This is a genomic window from Bradyrhizobium sp. SZCCHNS3016, from assembly GCF_032484535.1.
Lineage (GTDB): Bacteria > Pseudomonadota > Alphaproteobacteria > Rhizobiales > Xanthobacteraceae > Bradyrhizobium.
In genome coordinates this window covers 1-22,052 of the sequence record NZ_JAUETE010000016.1, presented here as the reverse complement: position 1 = coordinate 22,052, position 22,052 = coordinate 1, and the positions used below count along the sequence as shown (strand labels likewise).

General features: G+C 65.5%; 18 protein-coding genes and 1 pseudogene. 9 read left to right on the top strand and 10 right to left on the bottom strand.

Going from position 1 to position 22,052, the window contains the following annotated elements:
• Positions 1-73 precede the first annotated feature (73 nt).
• The 10 genes and pseudogenes from QW881_RS26320 to ugpB all read right to left on the bottom strand — a co-directional run bounded on the left by QW881_RS26320 (position 74) and on the right by ugpB (position 10,946).
• Positions 74-805 carry a GntR family transcriptional regulator gene (locus QW881_RS26320; protein ID WP_315740542.1) on the bottom strand — a complete coding sequence of 244 codons (732 nt, stop codon included), beginning with the start codon at positions 803-805 and terminating at the stop codon, positions 74-76.
• 2 nt (positions 806-807) lie between these two features.
• Positions 808-1,200 (bottom strand): oxalurate catabolism protein HpxZ, encoded by a 393-nt coding sequence (gene hpxZ, locus QW881_RS26315; RefSeq protein ID WP_315757666.1) that lies wholly within the window; start codon positions 1,198-1,200, stop codon positions 808-810.
• Positions 1,181-2,581: an AtzE family amidohydrolase gene (locus tag QW881_RS26310; protein ID WP_315757687.1), complete on the bottom strand. Its 1,401-nt coding sequence runs from the start codon at positions 2,579-2,581 to the stop codon at positions 1,181-1,183. The genes hpxZ and QW881_RS26310 overlap by 20 nt, the downstream gene beginning before the upstream one ends.
• A gap of 10 nt (positions 2,582-2,591) precedes the next feature.
• Complete coding sequence (locus QW881_RS26305; protein ID WP_315757667.1) at positions 2,592-2,771, bottom strand: DUF4089 domain-containing protein; 180 nt, start codon at positions 2,769-2,771, stop codon at positions 2,592-2,594.
• 26 nt (positions 2,772-2,797) lie between these two features.
• On the bottom strand, positions 2,798-4,576 hold the full coding sequence (locus QW881_RS26300) for an ABC transporter ATP-binding protein (protein ID WP_315757668.1): 1,779 nt from the start codon (positions 4,574-4,576) through the stop codon (positions 2,798-2,800).
• Positions 4,577-4,714: 138 nt separating this feature from the next.
• Positions 4,715-5,617 (bottom strand): ABC transporter permease, encoded by a 903-nt coding sequence (locus QW881_RS26295; RefSeq protein WP_315757669.1) that lies wholly within the window; start codon positions 5,615-5,617, stop codon positions 4,715-4,717.
• Positions 5,614-6,627 carry an ABC transporter permease gene (locus QW881_RS26290; protein WP_315740547.1) on the bottom strand — a complete coding sequence of 338 codons (1,014 nt, stop codon included), beginning with the start codon at positions 6,625-6,627 and terminating at the stop codon, positions 5,614-5,616. The genes QW881_RS26295 and QW881_RS26290 overlap by 4 nt, the downstream gene beginning before the upstream one ends.
• Before the next feature lie 195 nt (positions 6,628-6,822).
• On the bottom strand, positions 6,823-8,445 hold the full coding sequence (locus tag QW881_RS26285) for an ABC transporter substrate-binding protein (RefSeq protein WP_315757670.1): 1,623 nt from the start codon (positions 8,443-8,445) through the stop codon (positions 6,823-6,825).
• A 224-nt stretch (positions 8,446-8,669) separates the two neighbouring features.
• A pseudogene (locus QW881_RS26280) lies at positions 8,670-9,619 on the bottom strand (aminoglycoside phosphotransferase family protein).
• Position 9,620: 1 nt separating this feature from the next.
• Positions 9,621-10,946, bottom strand: coding sequence for a sn-glycerol-3-phosphate ABC transporter substrate-binding protein UgpB (gene ugpB, locus QW881_RS26275; RefSeq protein ID WP_315757671.1), 1,326 nt, complete (start codon positions 10,944-10,946; stop codon positions 9,621-9,623).
• Positions 10,947-11,465: 519 nt separating this feature from the next.
• Between ugpB and QW881_RS26270 the strand changes: the two genes are divergently transcribed.
• The 9 genes from QW881_RS26270 (at position 11,466) to QW881_RS26230 (ending at position 21,460) form a co-directional block, all read left to right on the top strand.
• Complete coding sequence (locus QW881_RS26270; protein ID WP_409997710.1) at positions 11,466-13,451, top strand: ATP-binding protein; 1,986 nt, start codon at positions 11,466-11,468, stop codon at positions 13,449-13,451.
• Complete coding sequence (locus QW881_RS26265) at positions 13,421-15,166, top strand: DUF3369 domain-containing protein (protein ID WP_315757672.1); 1,746 nt, start codon at positions 13,421-13,423, stop codon at positions 15,164-15,166. The genes QW881_RS26270 and QW881_RS26265 overlap by 31 nt, the downstream gene beginning before the upstream one ends.
• Complete coding sequence (locus tag QW881_RS26260; RefSeq protein ID WP_315740552.1) at positions 15,163-15,906, top strand: response regulator; 744 nt, start codon at positions 15,163-15,165, stop codon at positions 15,904-15,906. The genes QW881_RS26265 and QW881_RS26260 overlap by 4 nt, the downstream gene beginning before the upstream one ends.
• A 231-nt stretch (positions 15,907-16,137) precedes the next feature.
• Entirely contained in the window at positions 16,138-16,749 is a 612-nt protein-coding gene (locus tag QW881_RS26255; protein WP_315751179.1) for a sigma-70 family RNA polymerase sigma factor, read from the top strand.
• A gap of 365 nt (positions 16,750-17,114) precedes the next feature.
• Positions 17,115-18,521 (top strand): cytochrome ubiquinol oxidase subunit I, encoded by a 1,407-nt coding sequence (locus QW881_RS26250; RefSeq protein WP_315757673.1) that lies wholly within the window; start codon positions 17,115-17,117, stop codon positions 18,519-18,521.
• Positions 18,518-19,528, top strand: coding sequence for a cytochrome d ubiquinol oxidase subunit II (gene cydB / locus QW881_RS26245; RefSeq protein ID WP_315757674.1), 1,011 nt, complete (start codon positions 18,518-18,520; stop codon positions 19,526-19,528). The genes QW881_RS26250 and cydB overlap by 4 nt, the downstream gene beginning before the upstream one ends.
• On the top strand, positions 19,528-19,653 hold the full coding sequence (locus QW881_RS26240; protein ID WP_315757675.1) for a DUF2474 family protein: 126 nt from the start codon (positions 19,528-19,530) through the stop codon (positions 19,651-19,653). Before cydB ends, QW881_RS26240 begins: the two co-directional genes overlap by 1 nt.
• 109 nt (positions 19,654-19,762) lie before the next feature.
• Positions 19,763-20,356, top strand: a complete 594-nt coding sequence (locus QW881_RS26235; protein WP_315757676.1) for a L,D-transpeptidase — start codon at positions 19,763-19,765, stop codon at positions 20,354-20,356.
• Between the two features lie 66 nt (positions 20,357-20,422).
• Positions 20,423-21,460: an amino acid ABC transporter substrate-binding protein gene (locus QW881_RS26230; protein WP_315757677.1), complete on the top strand. Its 1,038-nt coding sequence runs from the start codon at positions 20,423-20,425 to the stop codon at positions 21,458-21,460.
• Positions 21,461-22,052 lie beyond the last annotated feature (592 nt).

Sequence of the window (22,052 nt, the reverse complement as noted above, 5' to 3'; positions counted from 1 at the left end):
TCCGTGGCCCGACGGTGGGCACGCTGCCGCCTGACGGCGGCTGCTTTGCCCACCCTACCGCTCGAACGAAGAGCTACACCGACACGGCGTAGATCTCGTATTCGCCGCGCACCAGTTCGATGTGGGCTTTCATGGCACTCGCCGCGCCGGCCTTGTCGCCGCGCAGGATGGCGACGACGACGCGGTCGTGCTCGGCATGCGACTTGGCGAGGCGGCCGAGATTGCGGAACTGTGCGCGGCGGAACGGCTGCACACGCACCCGCGTCGCCAAGGTGATCTCGGCGATGTAGGCATTGTGCGCGCCGGCATAGATCGCGTTGTGGAAGCGCTCGTTGACCTCGTGGAAGCGCTCCGGATTGCCGGCGTGGCTGAGATTGCGCAGCTCCTCGTGGATGGCTTCCAGCCGCTGCCGCTCGACCGGCGTCATGCGCTGCGCCGCGAGACCGGCGCACAGGCCCTCGAGCTCGGCCATCGCCTCGAACATGCCGGTGAGGCGGTCTGCAGACGGTCGCGCTACCACGGCGCCGCGATGTGCACGCGCCTCGATCAGGCCGGACGTCGCCAATTGACGCAGCGCTTCGCGCACCGGCGTGCGCGAGACGTTGAAGCGCTTGGCGATCTCGGTCTCGTCCAGCGGCGCCCCCGGCGCCAGCGCGCCGCGCACGATCTCATCGGCGAGTTGCAGGCGCAACTCCTCGGCGCGGGTGATCTTCGCAACCGCAGGCGGCGCGCGGTCGATGCGCTTGATCTCGGAGTCGCGGGCGGGCCGCTGCCGCGTTCGCGGCGGAAGATCGTCCAGGCTCATCCTCAGCCGCCTTTTGCTTCATCGATGATGCTGACATGGGCAGCGACGATTCTCCAGCCTTCCGGAAACCGGATCCAGGTCTGCATCTGGCGTCCGACCTTGCCGGGCGCGGTGTCGCGATAGAACAGCGTCGAGGCGACCGCGGCGTCACGGCCGTAAGCGGTGATCACGGTGCGCGCGGTCCGCCGCATCAGCCCGGCCGGCGAACGCGCGGCGCGAAATGCCGCGATCTCGCCGTAGCCGTAGAGGTTCTCGCCGATGCCGTAGCGCAGCGTGCGGGAGTCCTGCTTGAAAAGCTCGTCGAGCACGGCGACGTCGTTGCTGACCAGCGCCTGTTCATAGCGCTGGAACTGCGCGGTGACTTCCGCGACGACGTCAGGCAGATCGACTTCCATTCTCCAGAACTCCTCGCGGGGCCGGCGCAGCGGCGACGCCAAGCTGTTGCAAGGCGTGGGCCACACGCAATGCGACATGTTCGCACCACGGCGCCGCGATGATCTGCACGCCGATGGGCATCGGCTCGAGCGGAATCGGAACGGCGACGACGGGAAGCCCTATGAACGAGATCGGCTGGGTATGAATGCCGATATTGGCGCGCACCGGCAGCTCGACGCCGTCGAGCACGAAGGTCGTCTGCCCGAGCTTGGGTGCAACGCAGGGCGTTGCGGGCGCGATCAGCACGTCGACGGACTTGAACAGCTCCAGCACCTGGGCGCGGTACCAGCGGCGAAACTTCTGCGCGCGGTCGACCATCGGCGCCGGAATCATCGCACCCGCAATCAGGCGGTCGCGCACCGCCGGATCGAAATCACCCGGGCGCGTGCGCAGCCGGTCGAGATGCAGCGAGGCGCCCTCGGTGGTGCTGATGACGTAAGCCGCGGCGCGGGCGCGCGCCGCTTCGGGCACCTCGATCACCTCGGTGACCTTCAGCGCGGCCGCGACACGAGCGACCGCTTCGGCGGCTTCGGGAAACAGATTCTTCTGGAAGTGCCCTCCGGCAAGGGCGATGCGCAGATCGCCGATGGCTTGCGAGAACCGACCGGAGACCGGCTCCGGTGCCCGCGTGGTGCACGCGGCGTCGTCCGGATCGGGCCCCTGCATGGCGTCATAGGCGAGCGCGAGATCCTCGACCGAGCGCGCGAACGGACCGAGATGATCCAGACTCATGACGAACGGAAACGAGCGCGCGCGCGACAGCCGGCCATAGGTCGGCTTGAGACCGAAGATGCCGCAGAACGAGGACGGCACGCGGATCGAGCCGTTGGTGTCGGAGCCCAGCGCGATCGGCACCAGGCCGCCGCCGACGGCGCTGCCCGAGCCGCCCGACGAGCCGCCGCTCATCCGCGTCGGATCATGCGGATTGCGCGACGGGCCGTCATGCACGTTCTCGCCGGTGAAGTCGTAGGCGTATTCGCCCATGTTGAGCGCACCGACGAGGACGGCGCCGGCCGCCTCCATGCGCTCGATCAGCGTCGCGTCGCGCGTCGCGGGCGCTCGATCACGGTTGATCCTGGAGCCGGCCCGGGTCGGCAGCCTCGCGACGTCGAACAGGTTCTTCACCGCGAACGGCACCCCGGCGAGCGGGCCGACCGGCTTGCCCGCAGCGATGGCCGCATCCACGGCGCGCGCCCTCGCTCGCGCACGCTCGGCGGTGATGTCCGTAAAGGAATTCAGCACACCATCGCGCGCCGCAATCCGCGCCAGCGCAGCGTCGGTGGCCTCGACGGCGGAGAGCTTGCGGGTGGCGACTGCGGCCGCAATCGCGCGCGCGGTCATGTCGGCAGGATCAAGCGGTGAAGACACTGGCAGGCTCGGCTTCGTCAGGCAGGGAGAATTCGTCGACCAGCTTCGCCATCTTCAGCGAGACCTCGAGATTGGCGCGAATCGCCGGGCGCCACGCGTCCTCGATCGGCAGAGCCAATGCACGCCCGACCGCGTCGATGTATTCGTCCAATGGCTCCGCCATCAGCTCTTCCCTTCAAGCTTTCGCGCTCAATGCGCCGGCAATGGCGGGTGCGGAATCGCCGTCAGCAACTCCCGCGTATAGTCATCCTGCGGATGACCTAGCACACGTTCGGAGGTGCCTTCCTCGACGATTCGACCCGACCGCATCACGATCACACGATCGCACAACAGCCGCACCACATTCAAATCATGGGAGACGAACAGATAGCTCATACCTAACTGCCGCTTGAGGTCCTGCAGCAGATTGAGCACGACCGCCTGCACGGAGACGTCGAGCGCCGCCGTGGGCTCGTCGAGGATAACGAGCTTCGGGTGCAGTGCGATGGCGCGCGCGATGCCAACGCGCGCCTTCTGGCCGCCCGACAATTGGTGCGGAAAACGGTCGAGCAGATTGAGCGGCAGGCCGACCATGGTGGCGAGCTCCTCGCAGCGCGCACGAAGCGCGTCGCGGCCCTTGATGTCGCCGAGCTGCAGGATCGGATCGGCGATGGCACGCGCCGCGGTGAAACGCGGATTGAGGCTGTCGGTCGGATCCTGGAACACCATCTGGATGCGGCTGCGCAGCGGCAGCCGGGCAAAGGCCTGCGGCAGGATGTTGCCGATCTCCTCGCCATCGAAGCTGATGCGGCCCGAGCTCTGGTCGAGCAGCCGCATCACCATCATCGACGTCGTCGACTTGCCACAGCCGGATTCGCCGACCAGGCCGACGCTCTCGCCATGACCGACCGTGAAGCTGATGCCGTCGACGGCGCGGAACATCTCCGGCTCGACCGCTGGCCTCCGTCCGAACAGTTTCGACAACGTCGCCGAGGCGCCCTGGCGCGGATATTCCTTGACCAGTTTGTCCACCAGAAGGAGCGGACTTGCCTTCTCGTCACCCCCGGGCTTGACCCCGGGGGCCATCACCTTCGACGAGTCTTGCGAAGAGGAATGGATCGCCGGGTCAAGCCCGGCCATGACGGAGTGAGGTTGCTGCGACGCCTCCTCCTCCGGCAGCAATTCGCGCAGGGACACGCCGAGGCGCGGCGTCGCGCGCATCAGCTTGCGCGTGTAGGGATGCTGCGGGTTGGCGAAGATGTCGGCGGCCCTGGCGGTCTCGACCACCCGGCCCTTCTCCATCACCACGACGCGATCGCAATAGGCAGCGGCGAGACCCAGATCATGCGTGATCAGGATGGTCGACATGCCCCGGCTCTTGGTCAGCTCGACCACGAGATCCATCACCGCCTTCTGCGTCGTGACGTCGAGGCCGGTGGTCGGCTCGTCGGCGATCAGGAGCTGCGGGTTGCAGGCCAGCGCCAGCGCGATGACGACGCGCTGGCACATGCCGCCGGACAATTCGAACGGATAGGCGTGGTAGCGCTCGCGCGGGCGGGCGATCTTGACCTGCTCGAGCGCGGCGATCGCCTTCTCGGCGCGATCGGTCGCGACCGCCTGGGCGTGCTGCCTCAGCACATCCTCGATCTGCTGGCCCACTTTCCGGATCGGATTGAGGGCCGCGCGCGGGTTCTGGAAGATCATCGAGATCTCGCGGCCGCGCAGATCGCGCATCGCGCTTTCCTCGGCCGCCCTGACGTCCACGCCGGAGAACATCACCGAGCCCTCGGCGATCCGCCCGGCGCGATCGAGGATGCGCATGACGGCGTAGGACGTCACCGACTTGCCCGAGCCGGATTCGCCGACGATCGCGAGCGTCTCGCCCTTGGCGACGGAGATGTCGACATGCTGCACCGCCTTGACGATACCGCGGCGGGTGGAGAATTCGACCGTGAGATCGCGAACGTCGAGCAGCGGCTGGGCGGTCATCCATGGCTCCGCTTGTTACGACCGTCATGCGCGGGCTTGACCCGCGCATCCATCAACACAGCGAGGACCTTGCCGAGCTGATGGATTGCCGGGTCAAGCCCGGCAATGACGGAGTCTCTTTGTGGCGCGCTCATCGCTTCACGTCCTGCGCTGCGGATCGGCGATGTCGCGCAGGCCATCGCCGAGCAGGTTGAAGCAGAATACCGCGATCATCAGCGCAAGGCCCGGAAACAGCGCGATCCACCATTCTCCCGACACCATGAAGGACGCACCCTCGGCGACCATGATGCCCCATTCTGCCGTCGGCGGCCGCACGCCGAGGCCGATGAACGACAGGCCTGCGGCATTGAGGATGGCGTAGCCCATGGTCAGCGACATCTGCACGATCATGATCGGCATGATGTTCGGCAGGATGTGGCCGAGCAGGATGCGCAGCTCGCTGTTGCCCGACAGCCGTGCCGCCTGCACGAAGCCGGCGTTGCGGCGGACATTGGCCTCGGCGCGTGCCACGCGCGCATAGAGCGGGAAATTCACGATCGCGGTGGCGATGATGATGTTCTGCACGGTGTTGCCGAGCGCGGCGACGATGCCCATCGCCAGCACGAACAGCGGGAACGCCATGATCGTGTCGGCGATGCGGCCGACGATGCGGTCGGTCCAGCCGCCGAAGAAGCCGGCGGCGACGCCGGCGAGACCGCCCAGGAAGAACACCAGCGCGACCGAGGCGATCGCGATGAAGGTGTCGAGCCGGGTCGCGACCACAACGCGGCTGAAGATGTCGCGGCCGAGCTGATCGGTGCCGAACCAATGCGCCGCCGACGGCGGCTTCAGCGCGGACGCGGTGTCGCTGGCCAGCGGATCATAGGGCACGATCCACGGGCCGAAGATGGCCGCAAACAGGATCACGACCAGGAGGCCGAAGGCGAAGCCCGTCACCTTGTTCTCGGCCAGGACATAGCGCGTGTGGCCGATCAGGGCTGTCAGTCCCGTCGTCCGCGAGGGAACGGCGGCAGGCTCGACGGTCGGCGCGACAGTGCTCATCCTTCCAGCCTCACGCGGGGATCGATGACGCCATAGAGAATGTCGATGACGAGGTTGAGGACGACGTACATCACGGCCATCGTCAGCACGAAGCCCTGCACCGGCGCGAAGTCGGAGGCGATCAGCGCCTCGACCGCATAGGAGCCGATGCCGGGCCAGGCGAACACCTTCTCCACCAGCACGTTGGCGCCGAGCAGGAAGGAGAACACCATCGACAGCGTGGTGATGACCGGCAGCATGGCGTTGCGGAACGCATAGGTCACGGTGACCGTCGCGGGCGACAGGCCCGAGGCGCGCGCCGTGCGGACGAATTCCGACGACAGCACCGACAGCATCGAGGCCCGCGTCATGCGCGCGATCGGAGCCAGCGAGAAGATCGCCAGCGTCGCGGCGGGCAGGATCAACTGGCTCAGCGCCGAGCGGAACGCCTCGCCGTCACGCGCGATCAGCGTATCGATGAGGTAGAAGCCGGTCACGGGGTCCGGCGCGCTATAAAACACGTCGAGCCGGCCGAGCGGCGCCGGTGACCAGCCGAGCCGGAAGTAGAACACGTACACCAGCACCAGCCCGGTGAAGAACACCGGCAGCGAAACGCCCGCTGTCGTGACGACGCGGCAGGTATGGTCGATCCACGACCCCGGCCGGGTCGCCGCGAGCACGCCGAGCGGCAGCGCGATCGCGACCGAAACCAACAGGCCGAGCAAGGTCAGCTCGGCCGAGGCCGGCAGGCGGTTGCGGATCTCGCTGGCGACCGGCTGGCCTGTGGTCAGCGAACTACCGAGATCGCCATGGGCGAGATCGACGGTGTAGCGGAAGAACTGCTCGACCAGCGGCTTGTCGAAGCCGAGCTTCTTGCGGATCTGCTCGACCGCCTCCTTGGTGGCGGCGGGGCCGGCAAAGTATGCGGCGGGATCACCGGGCAAGGCGCGGGTGAGCAGGAAGGTGACGATCACCACGCCGATCAGCGAGGGGATCGCAAAGGCGAGGCGCTTGGCGATGAGGCTCAGCATGGGGCGAGCCTCGCCCGAATGAGCCCAGATCTCGCAGCACGGCGCAGTCGGCTCCCTCCCCCCTTGTGGGGGAGGGTTGGGGAGGGGGGTAAGCCGAGACGGCAGTGGGTGCGGCTACCCCCCTCCCTGCCCCTCCCCCACAAGGGGGGAGGGAATGAGAGAGCCGGGCTCACACCACCAAGGTCACCCACGTCCTCACCCCTTCACCAGAGCCCGATAGTCGAGCCTGCGGTGGAACCAGTACTGATAGCCGGAGATGTTCTTCTGCATCGCGACGTTGACGAACGGCTGATACAGCGGAATGCGCGGCACCTCGGCGAAGGCGAGATCGACGAAGCCCTTCACGTCGGCATCGTACGTCGCCTTGTCCCCGGTCGCGGCGGCGTCGCGCGCGCCGTTGATGAGCTTGTCCATCTCGGGCGACTTGTAGCTCATCGTGTTGAACACGGAATTGTTGCCGTGATAGCACCAGTAGAAAAAATACTCGGGATAGTCGAGCCAACCGGAGAAGATGTTGGTGAAGAGCGGCATCTCCTTCTTGTTCAGCTCGGTGCGCCAGTTGGCGCCGGGTACCTTGTTGATGGTGGTCTTGATGCCGAGCTGGGCGAGGCTCTCCTGCACGAGCACGCACAGCGGCTCGTTGACCTGCGCGAAATTGAGGTCGAACGAGATCGTGGTCTCGAAGCCGTTGGGGTAGCCGGCTTCTGCCAGCAGCGCCTTGGCCTTCTCCATGTCGGTGACATACTTCGTCGGCTGCGGCCACGCCACCTCGGTCGCCTTGTCGGACGGCGCACCGAACATCGGATTGGCAAGGCCGAACATCACGGCGTCGATGATCTTCTGATAGGGCATCGCATAGGCGAGCGCCTGCCGAACCTTGGGATTGTCGAACGGCGGCTTGGTCACGTTCATGCCGACATACTGGATGCCGTTGGAGATCGGCAGCGAGATCACGGTGTGCTTGCCGTTCGACTTCATCTCCTGGAAGTCCTTGTTCGGCAGCTCATAGGAGATGTCGGCGTCACCACGCTCGAGCAGCGCGCGGCGGTTGCCGGCCTGCGGCACCATGCGCCAGATCACGCGCTTGATCTTCGGCAGCGGACCGCACACCCAGTCATCGTTGCGCTCCATGATCACTTCGGTACCGGCGGTCCACTTCGTCACCTTGTAGGCGCCGGAGCCCGCGGTCTGCTGCTTGGTATATTCGAGCCCCCATGGGTCTTTGTCGGTCGCGTTCTTCTTCACGAGCTCCGAGTTGACCACGCAGGGTACGATGACGGCGAGATCGGGGATCGTCAGCCGGTCCTTCTTCAGGAAGTCGACGCGCACGGTGTGGTCATCGACGATGACGAACTGATCCGGCTTGGTCAGCGAGCCCGCGCTCATCTGGAAGGTCGGGAAGCCACCGACGCTGACGGCGCGATCGAGCGACCACTTCACGTCCTTGGCCGTGACCGGCGTGCCGTCGTGGAATTTGGCGTTCTTGCGCAGCTTGAAGGTCGCCGACATGTCGCCGATGGTCATGTCCTCGGCGAGCTCGGGCTTGAACTTGTCGCGGTCATAGTACGGCACCCCGCCGGGGCCGCTCTTCATCTCGTGGCTGATCAGGCGATCATAGCAGTTCCAGGACACCTCGTAGCCCGGTACGTTGGTGCCGACGCCGTGGATGTCGAGGTTGTTGGGACCGCCTTCGGACACGATCAGCAGCGTCTCGGACCGCGCGTCGGCCTTGGCGGAAGACATGATGGCCGGCGCCATTGGCAGCGCGGCCCCCGCAGCCAGACCGGACACGGATTTCAGAAAATCGCGACGCTTCATCAAATGCTCCCGAGAGTAACGACTGTCGGGAACAGTGATCGCAAGCTTCGTGCCAAGCCCGACCAAGAGCTAAGCTATTGAAATATCGACGCGCCTTCACCGAGTGGTACGGCTCGACGCCTCCTATTGCATACAAAGCTGCATATTTGCTGCATTTATAATCATCTAAAATAGCCTGCGACAGATTTACGCAATGCTTGTTGGATCGCCGCCCCGGTTGGGGATCACTCCGGCCAGATCAGCGCCTGCAGCCCGTCGAAGTCGCGGACCTTGGCCGGCCAATCCGGAATGCAGATGTGGGAACGGGATCGCTCGCCTGGTGCAGTAGCATCAAGGCGAGCAGCCGTCGCTTCAGCTGCCAGTTGATGTCCTCCAGGGCAAATCCGTAGCCGTCGAACAAGGCACGCACGCGCCCGGGCTGACCCGCTGCCATGAAGGCGCTCGGCCCGAGCAGATCATACTCGCCAAGACCGGTCATGACGTCGCCGAAGTCGAACAGCCCGCTCAGCTGCCAGCCATCACCGCTGCGCGTGACGAGGAAATTCTCCGGAATGTATTCACCGGTCAGGATGACCGGCGGCGGATCCTTGGGCAGCAGTGCTGCGGCCTCGCGCAGGAGATCGTCCAGCCCGGCGAGCAGCGTCGGCGGCAAGCCGAGCCTCTGATGGCGTGCATGACATCCAGCCATCTGCATCCTCAAAAAATCCGACCAGCGCGGACCGAGCGCGAGCAACTCGCCAGGCGGGACCCGCTGCACGGCGGCGATCAGACGACCGACCTGCCTGAGCAAGAGCTGCTTGTCCTGCTCCGGTAGTTGCCGCCAGACATCCGAAGCAGGAATGCCGCCGAGCCTGGTCATGATCAGATAGCACCAGCCGTCGCGCTCCCCCTCGTGTCGCAGGTCGGGGGTACGGACGTCGCCGACGCCACCGGCGAGCACGCGCAAGGCCGCCCGCTCGGACTGAAACTTGCCGCGATGAAACGGCGGGAAGACTTTCAGGATCAGTCCGTCGTTCAGCGCGAGAACCAGATTGGTGCCTGCCGCGAACGGCACCAGCAGCGCGTCGTCGTAGCCATGGTCGCGCGCAATATCGCGTGCAGCCGGCAGCCAGCGCGTCGCGTCGGCACGGAGGCGCCGGAGCTGCGCGCCATCGGCGACCGGTGGCAAAGCCATTTCAGCGATCCGGGCTCGCGCGCTCGAACTGGCGCAGCAGACGGTTGCCGCGGTCGACGGCCGCATCGATCGCCGCCTGCGCCGGCTTACGGCCGCTGAAGGCCTGCTCCATCTCGTCCTCGATGGCATCACGGATCAGCACGAACGAGCCCAGCCGCAGGCCGCGCGAATTCTCCGTGGGAGGATTGAGCGTCACCTGCTCGATCGAGATCGCTGCTCCCGGATTACGGTCGTAGAAGCCCTGCGCGCGCGTCAGATCGAATGCCGCCTGCGTAATCGGCAGATAGCCCGTATTCTGGTGCCAGGCGGCCTGAACATCGGGCCGCGACAGATAGGCGAAGAACTTGGCAACGCCCTTGTACTCGGCCGCGGGACGGTCACGCAGCACCCACAGCGTCGCGCCGCCGATGATCGAATTCTGTGGCGCGCCCGCAACGTCAGGCCAGTACGGCATCATGCCGTAGCCGACCTCGAACTTCGAATTCGCCTTGATGTCGGCCCGCGTCGCCGAGGAGCCGATGAAGATGCCGCACTCGCCCTTCTGGAAACGCGGCTCGGCTGCCTGGCCGCGGCCGCCATAGTCGAAGACCTTGCTCTTCTGCCATTCCGCAAGCTGGGCGATGTGCCGCGTGACCTGCGGATTGTTGAACGTCAGCACGGCGTCCAGTCCGGCAAAGCCGTTGGCGCGGGTGGCGATCGGCAGATTGTGGAAGGCCGAGAAATTCTCCACGTTGATCCAGGCCGGCCACGACGTCGTGAAGCCGCAGGCGACGCCGTTGTCGCGCAGCCGCCGGGCAGCCTTGCCGAGCTCGGGCCAGGTCTTCGGCGCCGCGCCCGGATCCAGCCCGGCCGCGCGAAACTGATCCTTGTTGTAGTAGAGGATCGGCGTGGAGGCGTTGAACGGAAACGACAGCATGTTGCCGTCGGCGTCGGCATAGGTGCCGGCGATCGCGGGCAGATAGGCCGACGGCGAAAAGCTCTCCTGCTCGTCGCGCATCAACTCGTAGACGGGGTAGATCGCGCCCTTGGCCGCCGTCATCGTCGCGGTCGCGATCTCGTTGACCTGCACGATGGCCGGCTGGCTGCGCGAGCGGAACGCGAAGATGGCCGCCGTCACGGTCTCGGTATAGCTGCCCTTGTAGCTCGGCACGATGCGATAGTCGGACTGCGACGCATTGAAGTCGGCGGCCAGTCTGTCGACCTGCCTGCCGAGCTCACCCGACATCGCATGCCACCACATGATCTCGGTCGCGGCCCGGGCCGTGCTTGCGCAAACAACCGTCCAGAGCAGGATTGCAGACGAAACAGAACGCAAGAGGACCGTCAACGGGAGCCAACTCCAATTCGATGAATGAATCTGCCCGGGCTGAGATCGCAATCGGACCAAAAATGGGGCCCAACAACCCAAGGCTGCAGCAGACTATTAACAAACCATTGACGCGTATCGCTTTGACGTCAGAATGGCCTTATAGCACCTGTTCGGGAGTGCATTGAACCTTTTCATGTCCGGGCCGACCTCATCATCAGGGGGAAAAGTGTTGCCTGTGTACCGCGCCCATCTTTCGTCGATCTCGAGAGTGGACGTCACGCCGGTGCTGATGCGCGCTGAGGCGGGCGCGCGGTACCGCTCGTCCCTTTCACGCCCGTCATGCTCGGCGGCGCGACTGGCTGCGCCGCAGCATACAAGCGCGGCTGCGCGCGGCAGAGCGGACGCAGGCAGGCTCCGCACGACCGACCCGAGGTAGCGATCGTGGCGCGATCCGAGCAGCGGAAATCCGTCGCGCGGCCGCTCAGTCTGGCGGTCCTGGGGCGGGCACGGATCGTGCGCGCGCTGCGGGCGGTTCCGATCCGCTGGCGCATCCTCTCGATCGCCGCGCTGAACTCGGCGGTCGTCATCGTTCTGGCGGCGCTGATCTGGAACGGCGCGACGGTGCTCGGCACGGCTTGGGACGACGTTCGCCAGGTCCGCGAATCCGACAAGGTGCTGGCCCTGCTCGAAAGCGAGACGAGCCGGCTGCAGAACCTCATTCATCGCTACATCAATCAGCCGAGCCCGGAGCTGTTCGCCGAGATCCTGCTGCTGCGCGAGGCCGTGCTCGGGACGCTCACGACGCGCGCCTCGACCGACCCGATGCTGTCGGGGTCGGTCGAGGAGCTGGAGCGCGTCACCGTGCGTTTCCTGGACGGCTTCGGCGAGCTGCGCAGTCTGCAGGCGACGATCTCCAAGACCTATGAGGAAGAGGTTCTCGGCCCCGCCCGCGACATCGCCGGGCTCTATTCGGTGATCGAAGGCGCGACCGGTCATCGCGACGCGCAGATCTGGCCCTCGCTCGGCAAGTCGCGCGAGGCCTTCACCGCGATGCTGGTCGCCGCCAATTCCTACTATCTGTCGCTCGCGCCCGCCTCCGCCGACGACGCGCGCCGCAACACGGAGACGATCGAGAAGACCATCCCGGTGATGTCGAGTCTTGCGGACAATGATCTGCAGCGGCTGGCGCTGCAGCGACTGTCGGCCCGGACCGCGGCGCTGCGCGCAGGATTCTCCAAGCTCACCGATCAGCTCACCAACCGCACCGAACTGCTGCGCAATACCATCGATGCGAGCCAGGCCGAAACCATCGGCGCCATCGACGGCCTGTCGGTCAAGATGCGCCAGCACGAGCAGAAGGCGCAGGCGACCTTCGACCGGACGTTGAAGGACATCTCCCGTCGCGTCCTCTCGATCGCCGTGATCTTCCTGGGAGTCATCCTGTCCGCCGGGGTGCTGATCGCCTTGTCGATCCGGCTGCCGTTGCAGCAGATCATGGCCTCGATGCGCGCGATCATGCTGGGCGACTACGACCGCGAGGTCCAGGGCACCGAGGCGCGTGACGAGGTCGGCGCGATGGCCCGCGCCGTCGAGACCTTCCGCGAGAACGCAATCGCCAAGCGCAAGACCGAGGACGAGCTCCGCGCCGCGAAGGAAAAAGCCGAGAGCGCGCTGCTCGAACTCAACGCCGCGCAGCGCAACCTGATCGATGCCGAGCGGCTGGCGGCGCTGGGCGGGCTCGTCGCCGGCGTCGCACATGAGGTGAACAATCCGATCGGCATCAGCCTGACGGTGGCCTCCAGCTTCGCGCGCCGGGTCGAGATGTTCGAGGCCGCACTGCGGTCGCCCGAAGGCGGCCTGCGCCGGTCGCAGTTGGAGGAGTTCGTGCGCTCCTCGCGCGATGCATCCGAGCAGCTGGTCGCCAATCTGCAGCGCGCCGGCGAGCTGATCCAGTCGTTCAAGCAGGTCGCGGTCGACCGCTCCCATGCGGAGCGACGGACCTTCGTCCTGAGCGAGGCGACCGATCAGATCATCACCAGCCTCAAGCCGGTGCTCAAGCGCGCGCCGATCACGCTTGCGGTCGACGTCCCCGAGGGACTTTTCATCGATGGCTATCCCGGGTTCTACGGTCAGATCCTCACCAACCTGTTCCTCAACGCCGTCAATCATGCCTTTGTCGACGGGCGCGCGGGCACCATCTCGATTACGGCGCGGCCGCGCGGCGCGGATGACATCGAGATCATTTTCGCCGATAACGGGGCCGGCATGCCCCCCGACGTCCAGCGTCAGGCCTTCGATCCGTTCTTCACGACACGCCGCAACGAAGGGGGAACGGGGCTCGGGCTGCATATCGTCTACAATCTGGTGACGCAGCAGCTCGGCGGCCGCATGATGCTGGAATCCCGCGAGGGACAAGGCACCACCTTTCGGATTATCATGCCGCGGGTCGCCAAGGGCGGCGCCGAGACAGCAATGGGCGACGGAACGACGCAATGGCCGAACAGGACGATGTCCTCCAACTGATCGAGGATGCCGGTTTCGACGAGGATGACGGTTCGGCCCGGAAATGGAAGATCGCCGTCATCGACGACGACCATGCCGTGCACGAGGGCACCCGCTTTGCGCTGTCGGATTACAGCCTGAACGGCCAGGGGCTCGAAATCCTGTCCGCCTATTCGGCGGCCGAAGGCCGCGCGCTGATGCGGGAGCACACCGACATCGCGGCCGTGCTGCTCGACGTCATCATGGAGACCGACGTCGCCGGGCTCGAGCTCGTCGAATACATCCGCAACGAGATCAAGAACGAGACCGTCCGCATCATCCTCCGCACCGGACAGCCGGGTCAGGCGCCGGAGCGGCGCGTCATCGTCCAGTACGACATCAACGACTACAAGGCCAAGACCGAGCTCACCGCCGACAAGCTGTTCACCTCGCTGACGGCGGCGCTGCGCAGCTACCAGCAGCTTGAGCGCATGGTGCAGACCCGGCGCGGCCTCGAGATCATCATCGACGCCGCCTCGACGCTGTACGACTTCAAGTCGATGCAGCGGCTGGCCGAGGGCGTGCTGACCCAGATCGCTTCGCTGCTGAACGTGGATTGCGCAGGCATCCTGGTGCTGCGCGACGACGGCAGCCAGACCGACGATTTTTCGGTGCTGGCCGGCTCCGGCTGCTACAGCCGCTTCTCCGGCGCCGTCACCTCGCGCTCGCTCGATCCGGATCTGCGCGACATGGTGGAGGCCGCCTTCAGGCAGCGCAGCAACGAATTCGCCGACCATCGCACCGTGCTCTATGTCCGCACCGGCTCGGGGCGCGAGGTCGTGGTGCTGCTGCAGGCGGAGCGGCCGCTGTCCGAGACCGATCGCTCGCTGGTCGAGATCTTCTCCAGCCGGCTGTCGATCGCCTTCGACAACGTGATCCTCTATCAGCAGCTGCATGAGGCCAACACCCAGCTCGAGGACCGCGTCGCCCAGCGCACCCGCGCGCTGATGCAGGCCAACCGGCGGCTGTCGGCGCAATGGCTGCGGCTGCAGCGCGCCAACGGCTTCAAGAACGAGATTTTGGGCACCGTCGCCCACGACCTGAAGAATCCGCTCGGCGTCATCCTCGGCCGCACGGAGATGCTGACCGAGCTGATCGCGACCGGCGCCTCCGCCGACGGCATCACCAGCCAGGTCGGACATATCCGAGATGCTGCCAGGCGGCTGACGTCGATGGTCGACCACCTGATCTCGGATGCGATGGCCGACGCCTTCGACATCACCATCCGCCGTGAGCCGGTCGACATCGCTGCCTTGGTCCACGAGGTGGTCGAGGCCAACCAGCCGCTCGCGCTCAACAAGCAGCAGGTCATTGCCGTGTCGGCGCCGCCGCATCTGTCGACCATGTGCGACATCGACCGGATCCGCGAGGCGATCGACAACCTCCTGAGCAACGCGATCAAGTACAGCCCGATCGGCGGCAGGATCACCGTGAATGCCGCCGACGATGGCGACAACACCATCATCGGCGTCACCGACCAGGGCGCCGGGCTGTCGCCGGAGGATCTCGGCCGCCTGTTCGGCCGGTTCCAGCGGCTGTCGGCCAAGCCGACCGCCGGCGAGAGCTCGACCGGGCTCGGCCTGTCGATTGTCAAACGCATCGTCGACATGCATGGTGGCGAGGTGACGGCCAGGAGCGATGGGCCGGGATCCGGATCGACCTTCACGATCACACTGCCGGCGGCCGAATTGTCATGAGTCAGAGCCAGCACATCATCATCGTCGACGACGAGGCCCCTGCCCGCGAAATGGTGGGTGATTACCTCAAGATGCACGGCTTCGCGGTGACGCTGTGCGACGGCGGCAAGAGCCTGCGCAGCGCCATCGAGACCGGCCCGGCAGATCTCGTCGTGCTCGATCTCAACATGCCTGAAGAGGACGGCCTGTCGATCATCCGCGATCTCAAGGGCCGCACCAATATCCCGGTGATCATGCTGACCGCCACCGCCAGCCCGATCGACCGGGTGGTGGGGCTCGAGCTCGGGGCCGACGATTACGTCGCGAAACCGTGCGAATTGCGCGAATTGATGGCCCGGATCCGCTCCGTGCTGCGCCGCAGTGGGCCGGCCAAGACTGCGGCGGCCGCTACGGACTCCGCTCCCGCTCAGGCGAAGGACCCGCAATTGGTGCGGTTCGGCACCAAATGGCTCGATCTCGATGCCCAGGCGCTGCGGGATGACGAGGGCAACGAGCACCCGCTGACGGCGTCCGAATTCGGCCTGCTCAAAGTGTTCGCTGCCAACCCGAAGCGGGTGCTGTCGCGCGAACGGCTGCTCGAGCTGGCGAATGCCCGCGATGCCGAGGCATTCGACCGCGCCGTGGACCTGAGAATCATGCGAATCCGCCGCAAGATCGAGCCGGATCCGACCAAGCCGGCGGTGATCCGTACCATCCGCGGCGGCGGCTACCTGTTCTCGCCGGCGGGCGAGAAGGCCTGAGGACGGCCGGTCGGCGGCGGCGGAAGCGGCCTCTGCATCCACATCCAGTTCCGTATCTTGGAATAGGGCACAATTCCGCCACGAGTGTTTCGCGATGTGCGCCGCGACGAAACATTTCCGCAGGCGCACGAAACCATTTTCCTGTTTTCGTGCAGACGTCCCGAAACGGGCGCTCCTTAACAATCCCTCCCGTCGAAACGCCGCAAGGGGGCGGCGGAACGGGAGAGTGCCATGCAGAACGTCGTTGCCATCAATTCCGCAGCCAGCCAGGGCATCATCGCAGCCCAGGCGACCACGGACGACATGCTCCTGGAGAGCATTGCCGATGGCGATCGCACCGCGATGCACACGCTTTATGCGCGCCACAATGTGCGGGTCTATCGCTTCATCCTGCGCATCGTCCGCGACACTACGATCGCCGAGGACCTCGTCAGCCAGGTGTTCCTGGACGTCTGGCGCACCGCCAAGCAGTTCGAGGGCCGCTCACAGGTCTCGACCTGGCTGCTGTCGATCGCCCGCTTCAAGGCGTTGACCGCGCTGCGCCAGCGCCGCTTCGAGGACATCGACCAGGACGAGGTGCGCGAGATCGCCGACGACTCCGACACGCCGGAGACCTCGCTCGAGCGCTCCACCACCAGCGCCATCCTGCGCGCCTGCGTCGCCAAGCTGTCGCCGGCCCATCGCGAGATCATCACCCTGATCTACTACCACGAGAAGTCGGTGGAGGAGGTCGGGCAGATCATCGGCATTCCGCAGAGCACGGTGAAGACGCGCATGTTCTATGCCCGCAAGCACCTCGCCGAGCTCCTGCGCTGTGCCGGCGTCCACAGCCTCGCCGCCTGACGAAGGTTCATTCTTGTCGGGGCTGATGTCCCGACGGGTTCCAAAGACGACGCACGAAAATCGCCGAACGAAACAATTGAAACAATCGGCGAAATCACCTGGAAAATTTCGGCCGCTAGAACGTTATCCATCGACCGAGCCTCAGTCCCCCAGCTGATCTCGGTTTCGAGCGAGCAAATTCAAGGATAACCTCCACCTCCCAAGGTTGCTCCGAAGACCCGGCGGATGCCCCCGCCGGGTCTTCGTCGTTTATAGACCTGCAGCGCCGCCTTGGGCGATTTGACCATTTGATATCGCGCGGCGCCGGTGCAATCTTCCGTCATGGGGCGATGCTACAAACCCCGTGGCAATGACGGACGGTGCTGATGTTCGGTTTGGATGCGGTTGAGCTGGCGCGCGCGCAGTTCGCCTTCACGGTCACCTTCCACATCATCTTCCCCGCCTTCTCGATCGGGCTCGCGTCCTACCTCGCCGTGCTCGAGGCGCTGTGGCTGTGGACCGGGCGCGACGTCTATCTCAACGTCTTCAACTACTGGCTCAAGATTTTCGCCATTACTTTCGCCATGGGCGTCGTCTCCGGCATCGTGATGTCCTACCAGTTCGGCACCAACTGGTCGGTGTATTCCGACAAGGTCGGACCGGTGATCGGCCCGCTGATGGCCTATGAGGTGCTGACCGCGTTCTTTCTCGAGGCCGGCTTTCTCGGCGTGATGCTGTTCGGCCTCAGGCGGGTCGGCCCGAAGCTGCATTTCCTGGCCACTCTGATGGTCGCGGTCGGCACCCTTATTTCGGCGTTCTGGATCCTCTCCGCCAATTCCTGGATGCAGACGCCCGCCGGCTACGCCGTCAACGCCGACGGCCAGTTCGTCTCGGTCGACTGGCTCAAGGTGATCTTCAATCCGTCCTTCCCCTATCGCCTCGTGCACATGGTGCTGGCGGCTTATCTGACGACCTCGCTCGTGGTCGGCGCCGTCGGCGCCTGGCATCTGCTGCGCAATCCGCACCTGCCGGGCCCGCGCGTGATGTTCTCGATGGCGATGTGGATGGCCGCGCTGGTGGCGCCGCTGCAGATCCTGGTCGGCGATCAGCACGGGCTCAACACGCTGGAGCACCAGCCGGTGAAGATCATGGCCATGGAGGGCCATTTCGAGAGCCACAAGGACGGCGCGCCGCTGTATCTGTTCGGCTGGCCGGACCAGGCCAAGGGCGAGCTGACATGGGCGCTCGGGATCCCTAAGTTCGGCTCGCTGATCCTCAAGCACCAGATCGACGCGCCGATGGCCGGCCTCGACACCGTGCCGCGGCAGGACTGGCCGCCGGTGCCGATCACCTTCTGGTCGTTCCGCATCATGGTCGGCCTGGGGCTCCTGATGATGGCGCTCGGCCTGTTCAGCCTGTGGGAGCGCTGGCGCGCGCGGCTGTACATCAATCGCGGCCTGCACCGCTTCGCGATTGCGATGGGACCAGCGGGATTCATTGCCGTCATGGCCGGCTGGATCACCACCGAGACCGGCCGGCAGCCGTTCACCGTATACGGGCTGCTGCGCACCACCGATTCCGTTTCCCCGCTCGCGGCCCCGGCCGTGGGTGCCACGCTGCTCGCCTTCATCATAGTGTATTTCATCATCTTCGCTGCCGGCGTGCTGTACATCCTGCGCCTGATGGCCGAGCCGCCGCATCCCGGTGAGCCGGGCCCGAGCAGCGAGCAGCCGGTCCGCACGGCCGGCATCACGCCGGCCGCGGGCGTCGTGCAGGGAGCCGTCGGATCATGAGCGTTGCCGTCGATCTCGCGACCCTCTGGGCCTTCATCATCGCGCTCGCCGTCTTCATCTACGTCGTGATGGACGGCTTCGATCTCGGGCTCGGCATCCTGTTTCCGCTGTTCCCGGGCAAGCAGGACCGCGACATCATCACCAACACGGTGGCGCCGGTGTGGGACGGCAACGAGACCTGGCTGGTGCTCGGCGGCGGCGGCCTGATGGCCGCCTTCCCGCTCGCTTATGCAATCCTGATGCCCGCGCTGTATGCGCCGCTGATCGCGATGCTGATTGGGCTGATCTTCCGCGGCGTCGCCTTCGAATTCCGCTGGCGCACCCGCGCGCAACGCAATCTGTGGGACCTCGCCTTTGCCGGCGGCTCCTGGGTCGCGGCGCTGGCGCAGGGCATCGCGCTCGGCGCCATTCTGCAGGGCGTGCATGTCGAGGGCCGGCACTATGCCGGCGGCTGGTGGGACTGGCTGACGCCGTTCAGCATCCTCACCGGCGTCTCGCTCGTGGTCGGCTACGCACTGCTCGGCGCGACCTGGCTGATCCTGAAGACAGAGGGCGACCTGCGCGACAAGGCGTATCGCATCAGCTGGGTCCTGCTGTTCGCGATGCTGCTCGCCATTGCCGCCGTCAGCCTGTGGACGCCGCTGCTCACCATTCAATATTCGGACCGCTGGTTCAGGTGGCCGGCGATCATTCTCACCGCGCCGGTGCCGCTCGCCGTCGTCGGCGTCACCGTGCTGATGATGAAGAACCTCGCCCAGAAGCACGATAGCTGGCCGTTCTTCCTCGCGCTGGCGCTGTTCCTGCTGTCCTATGCCGGCCTCGGCATCAGCATGTACCCCTACATCGTGCCGCAGAGCATCACGATCTGGCAGGCGGCGGCGCCGGAGCGCAGCCAACTGATCATGCTGCCGGGCGTGCTCGTGCTGGTGCCGCTGATTCTCGGCTACACCGGCTGGGCCTATTGGGTGTTTCGCGGCAAGGTCGGGCACGACAGCGGCTATCATTGATGCCGTCCGAGCAGCCTGCCCCGCTCGCGAAGCGCCTCGCCTGGTTCGTCGTGCTGTGGCTCGCCGGCGTGGCGGCCGTCGGCACCGTCGCCTTCCTGCTGCGGCTCTGGATGAAGCTTGGATGACGGCGGGCGCCCCGCGCTCACCTTGACTTTGCTGCGAATATGCCCCTGAAATTTGGCGGGTGATTTTAATCGGGCGAGCTTCGCAGGGGTCCGTTGAGGAGAGCTTTGAATGCCGAGTTTCCGTCGCCTGCTGTGTACCACCAGCGCCATCATCGCGCTGGCGCTGTCTACGTCGCACAGTTTCGCCCAATCCGAGGATCCCGGTGATCAGCCCGGCCTCGTCGCCGATGACGGCTACGAGCTCGATCCCGAATGGCGCAAGCAAGTGGTTTATTTCCGCACCACCGAGCCGCCAGGCACCATCATCGTGTCCACCGCCGAACGCCACCTCTATCTGGTGCAGCCGGGTGGCCGCGCCATCCGCTACGGCATCGGCGTCGGCCGTGACGGCTTCCAGTGGCAGGGGCTGCTGTCGATCACCAAGAAGGCGGAGTGGCCGGATTGGACGCCGCCGCCGGAGATGATCCAGCGCCAGCCCTATCTGCCGCGCTTCATGGCCGGCGGCCCCGGCAATCCCTTGGGCGCGCGTGCGATGTATCTGGGCACCACCGTGTACCGCATCCACGGCACCAACCAGCCCTGGACCATCGGCACCAAGATTTCGTCCGGCTGCTTCCGCCTGGTGAATGCTGATGTCGCCGATCTCTATGACCGCGTGCCCGTCGGCACCAAGATCGTGGTGCGGCAGAAGCCGGAACTGTGACGGCGGCCAAGGCCGCCGATTTTCCAGCCATCGCTTTGTCCTGACATTTTCCGAAAGAGATTGACCATGCGCACTTTCCGAGGCGGCCTGCTGATCGGGCTCGCCGTCGCCGTCCTCGTCGCGGCGCTCGCCGTCACCTATGAGATGTACGACACCCGCACCTTGAAGCGGACCATCCGCCGCGGCGAGGTGCTGTGCGGCGTCAACGCCGGGCTGCCCGGCTTCTCGATTCCCGACGACAAGGGCAATTGGAGCGGCTTCGATGTCGACTTCTGCCGCGCCGTGGCGGCCGCGATCTTCGACGATCCGACGAAGGCGAAGTTCGTGCCGCTCGACGCCAGTGAGCGCTTCAAGGAGCTGCAGAGCCGCAAGGTCGACATCCTCTCGCGCAACACTACCTGGTCGATGGCACGCGAGCAGAATTACGATTTGTATTTCCCGGCGGTCGCCTATTACGACGGCCAGGGCTTCATGGTGCCGCGCGCGCGCAAGCTGGAGACGGCGCTCGACCTCAACGGCAGCAAGGTCTGCGTGCAGGAATCCACCACCAACGCGCTCAACCTCGGGGACTATTTCCGCACCAACAACATGAAGTACGAGGAGGTGAAGTTTCCCAAGCTCGACGACGTCATCAAGGCGTATGACAGCGGCAAGTGCGACACCTTCACCGCCGACGTCTCGCAGCTCTACGCGCTGCGCCTGACGCTGTCGAAGCCCGGCGACCACGACATCCTGCCCGACCTGATCTCCAAGGAGCCGCTCGCGCCCGTGGTGCGCCAGCGCGACGACGACTGGATGATGATCGTAAAGTGGACGCTGTACGCGATGATCAATGCCGAGGAGCTCGGCATCACCTCCAAGAACATCGACGAGGCGCTGAAGTCGAAGAAGCCGGACGTGATGCGTCTGGTCGGCAACGAGGGCAGCTATGGCCAGGACCTCGGCCTGACCAAGGACTGGGCCGCGCGCGTGATCCGTCACGTCGGCAATTACGGCGAGGTCTATGAGCGCAACGTCGGCAGCGAGTCGAAGCTGAAGATTCCGCGCGGCATGAACCAGCTCTGGAACGCCGGCGGCGTCCAGTATGCGCCGCCGATCAGGTAGGCGCTGGGTCTCGACAGCTCGCCCCTCCTGGTCGGCGTACCATCTCGCCACGCGCTCGGTGCACCCTCTCCCCTTGTGGGAGAGGGTGGCTTCGATGCGAAGCATCGAAACCGGGTGAGAGGTAGCCACGAGCTCAGACCTGAATGTGTGGCACCCCCCCTCACCCGAGCGAGCTTGTAGTTGCCTTTTGCGTAGCCCTCTCCCACAAGGGGAGCGGGCGCGTTCACGCACACCGCGCGTGCATCAACTATTGCGAATTGCACGATCGAAACAACGGGCGTCGCACCTTAAGACAGCCCTTATCGCTCTCGCGACGCCCTGCGCGTCCGAGCTTTGCCAAATTCTCCACCCTCCGAAAATCGAGGGCGCAGGGAAGGCCAGGTGCCGACTGGCACCTGCGGCCCGCCTGCTTAAAAAAATGCAGGCGGCAGAACCACAGGCTCAGCCGGGACAACCCGGCCTTCCCTGCGCGATGGTGTTAACGCTTATGGCGCGCTCTCCTCGGTGTCCGGCTTGTTAGCTGTGGTCTTCCAGGAGGTTGTCCATCCGGTCTGAACCGAGGAAGCTGAGGTTGCGAAGCTTCAGTGTTCCA

Excerpts from the sequence above, each read along its gene's own strand:
- cydB (WP_315757674.1), top strand. The coding sequence starts at position 18,518 with ATGAGCGTTGCCGTCGATCTCGCGACCCTCTGGGCCTTCATCATCGCG.
- QW881_RS26320 (WP_315740542.1), bottom strand. The coding sequence starts at position 805 with ATGAGCCTGGACGATCTTCCGCCGCGAACGCGGCAGCGGCCCGCCCGC.
- QW881_RS26230 (WP_315757677.1), top strand. The coding sequence starts at position 20,423 with ATGCGCACTTTCCGAGGCGGCCTGCTGATCGGGCTCGCCGTCGCCGTC.
- QW881_RS26300 (WP_315757668.1), bottom strand. The coding sequence starts at position 4,576 with ATGACCGCCCAGCCGCTGCTCGACGTTCGCGATCTCACGGTCGAATTC.
- QW881_RS26310 (WP_315757687.1), bottom strand. The coding sequence starts at position 2,581 with ATGACCGCGCGCGCGATTGCGGCCGCAGTCGCCACCCGCAAGCTCTCC.
- QW881_RS26285 (WP_315757670.1), bottom strand. The coding sequence starts at position 8,445 with ATGAAGCGTCGCGATTTTCTGAAATCCGTGTCCGGTCTGGCTGCGGGG.
- QW881_RS26255 (WP_315751179.1), top strand. The coding sequence starts at position 16,138 with ATGCAGAACGTCGTTGCCATCAATTCCGCAGCCAGCCAGGGCATCATC.
- hpxZ (WP_315757666.1), bottom strand. The coding sequence starts at position 1,200 with ATGGAAGTCGATCTGCCTGACGTCGTCGCGGAAGTCACCGCGCAGTTC.
- QW881_RS26265 (WP_315757672.1), top strand. The coding sequence starts at position 13,421 with ATGGCCGAACAGGACGATGTCCTCCAACTGATCGAGGATGCCGGTTTC.
- QW881_RS26305 (WP_315757667.1), bottom strand. The coding sequence starts at position 2,771 with ATGGCGGAGCCATTGGACGAATACATCGACGCGGTCGGGCGTGCATTG.
- QW881_RS26290 (WP_315740547.1), bottom strand. The coding sequence starts at position 6,627 with ATGCTGAGCCTCATCGCCAAGCGCCTCGCCTTTGCGATCCCCTCGCTG.
- QW881_RS26240 (WP_315757675.1), top strand. The coding sequence starts at position 19,528 with ATGCCGTCCGAGCAGCCTGCCCCGCTCGCGAAGCGCCTCGCCTGGTTC.
- QW881_RS26260 (WP_315740552.1), top strand. The coding sequence starts at position 15,163 with ATGAGTCAGAGCCAGCACATCATCATCGTCGACGACGAGGCCCCTGCC.
- QW881_RS26250 (WP_315757673.1), top strand. The coding sequence starts at position 17,115 with ATGTTCGGTTTGGATGCGGTTGAGCTGGCGCGCGCGCAGTTCGCCTTC.
- QW881_RS26295 (WP_315757669.1), bottom strand. The coding sequence starts at position 5,617 with ATGAGCACTGTCGCGCCGACCGTCGAGCCTGCCGCCGTTCCCTCGCGG.
- QW881_RS26235 (WP_315757676.1), top strand. The coding sequence starts at position 19,763 with ATGCCGAGTTTCCGTCGCCTGCTGTGTACCACCAGCGCCATCATCGCG.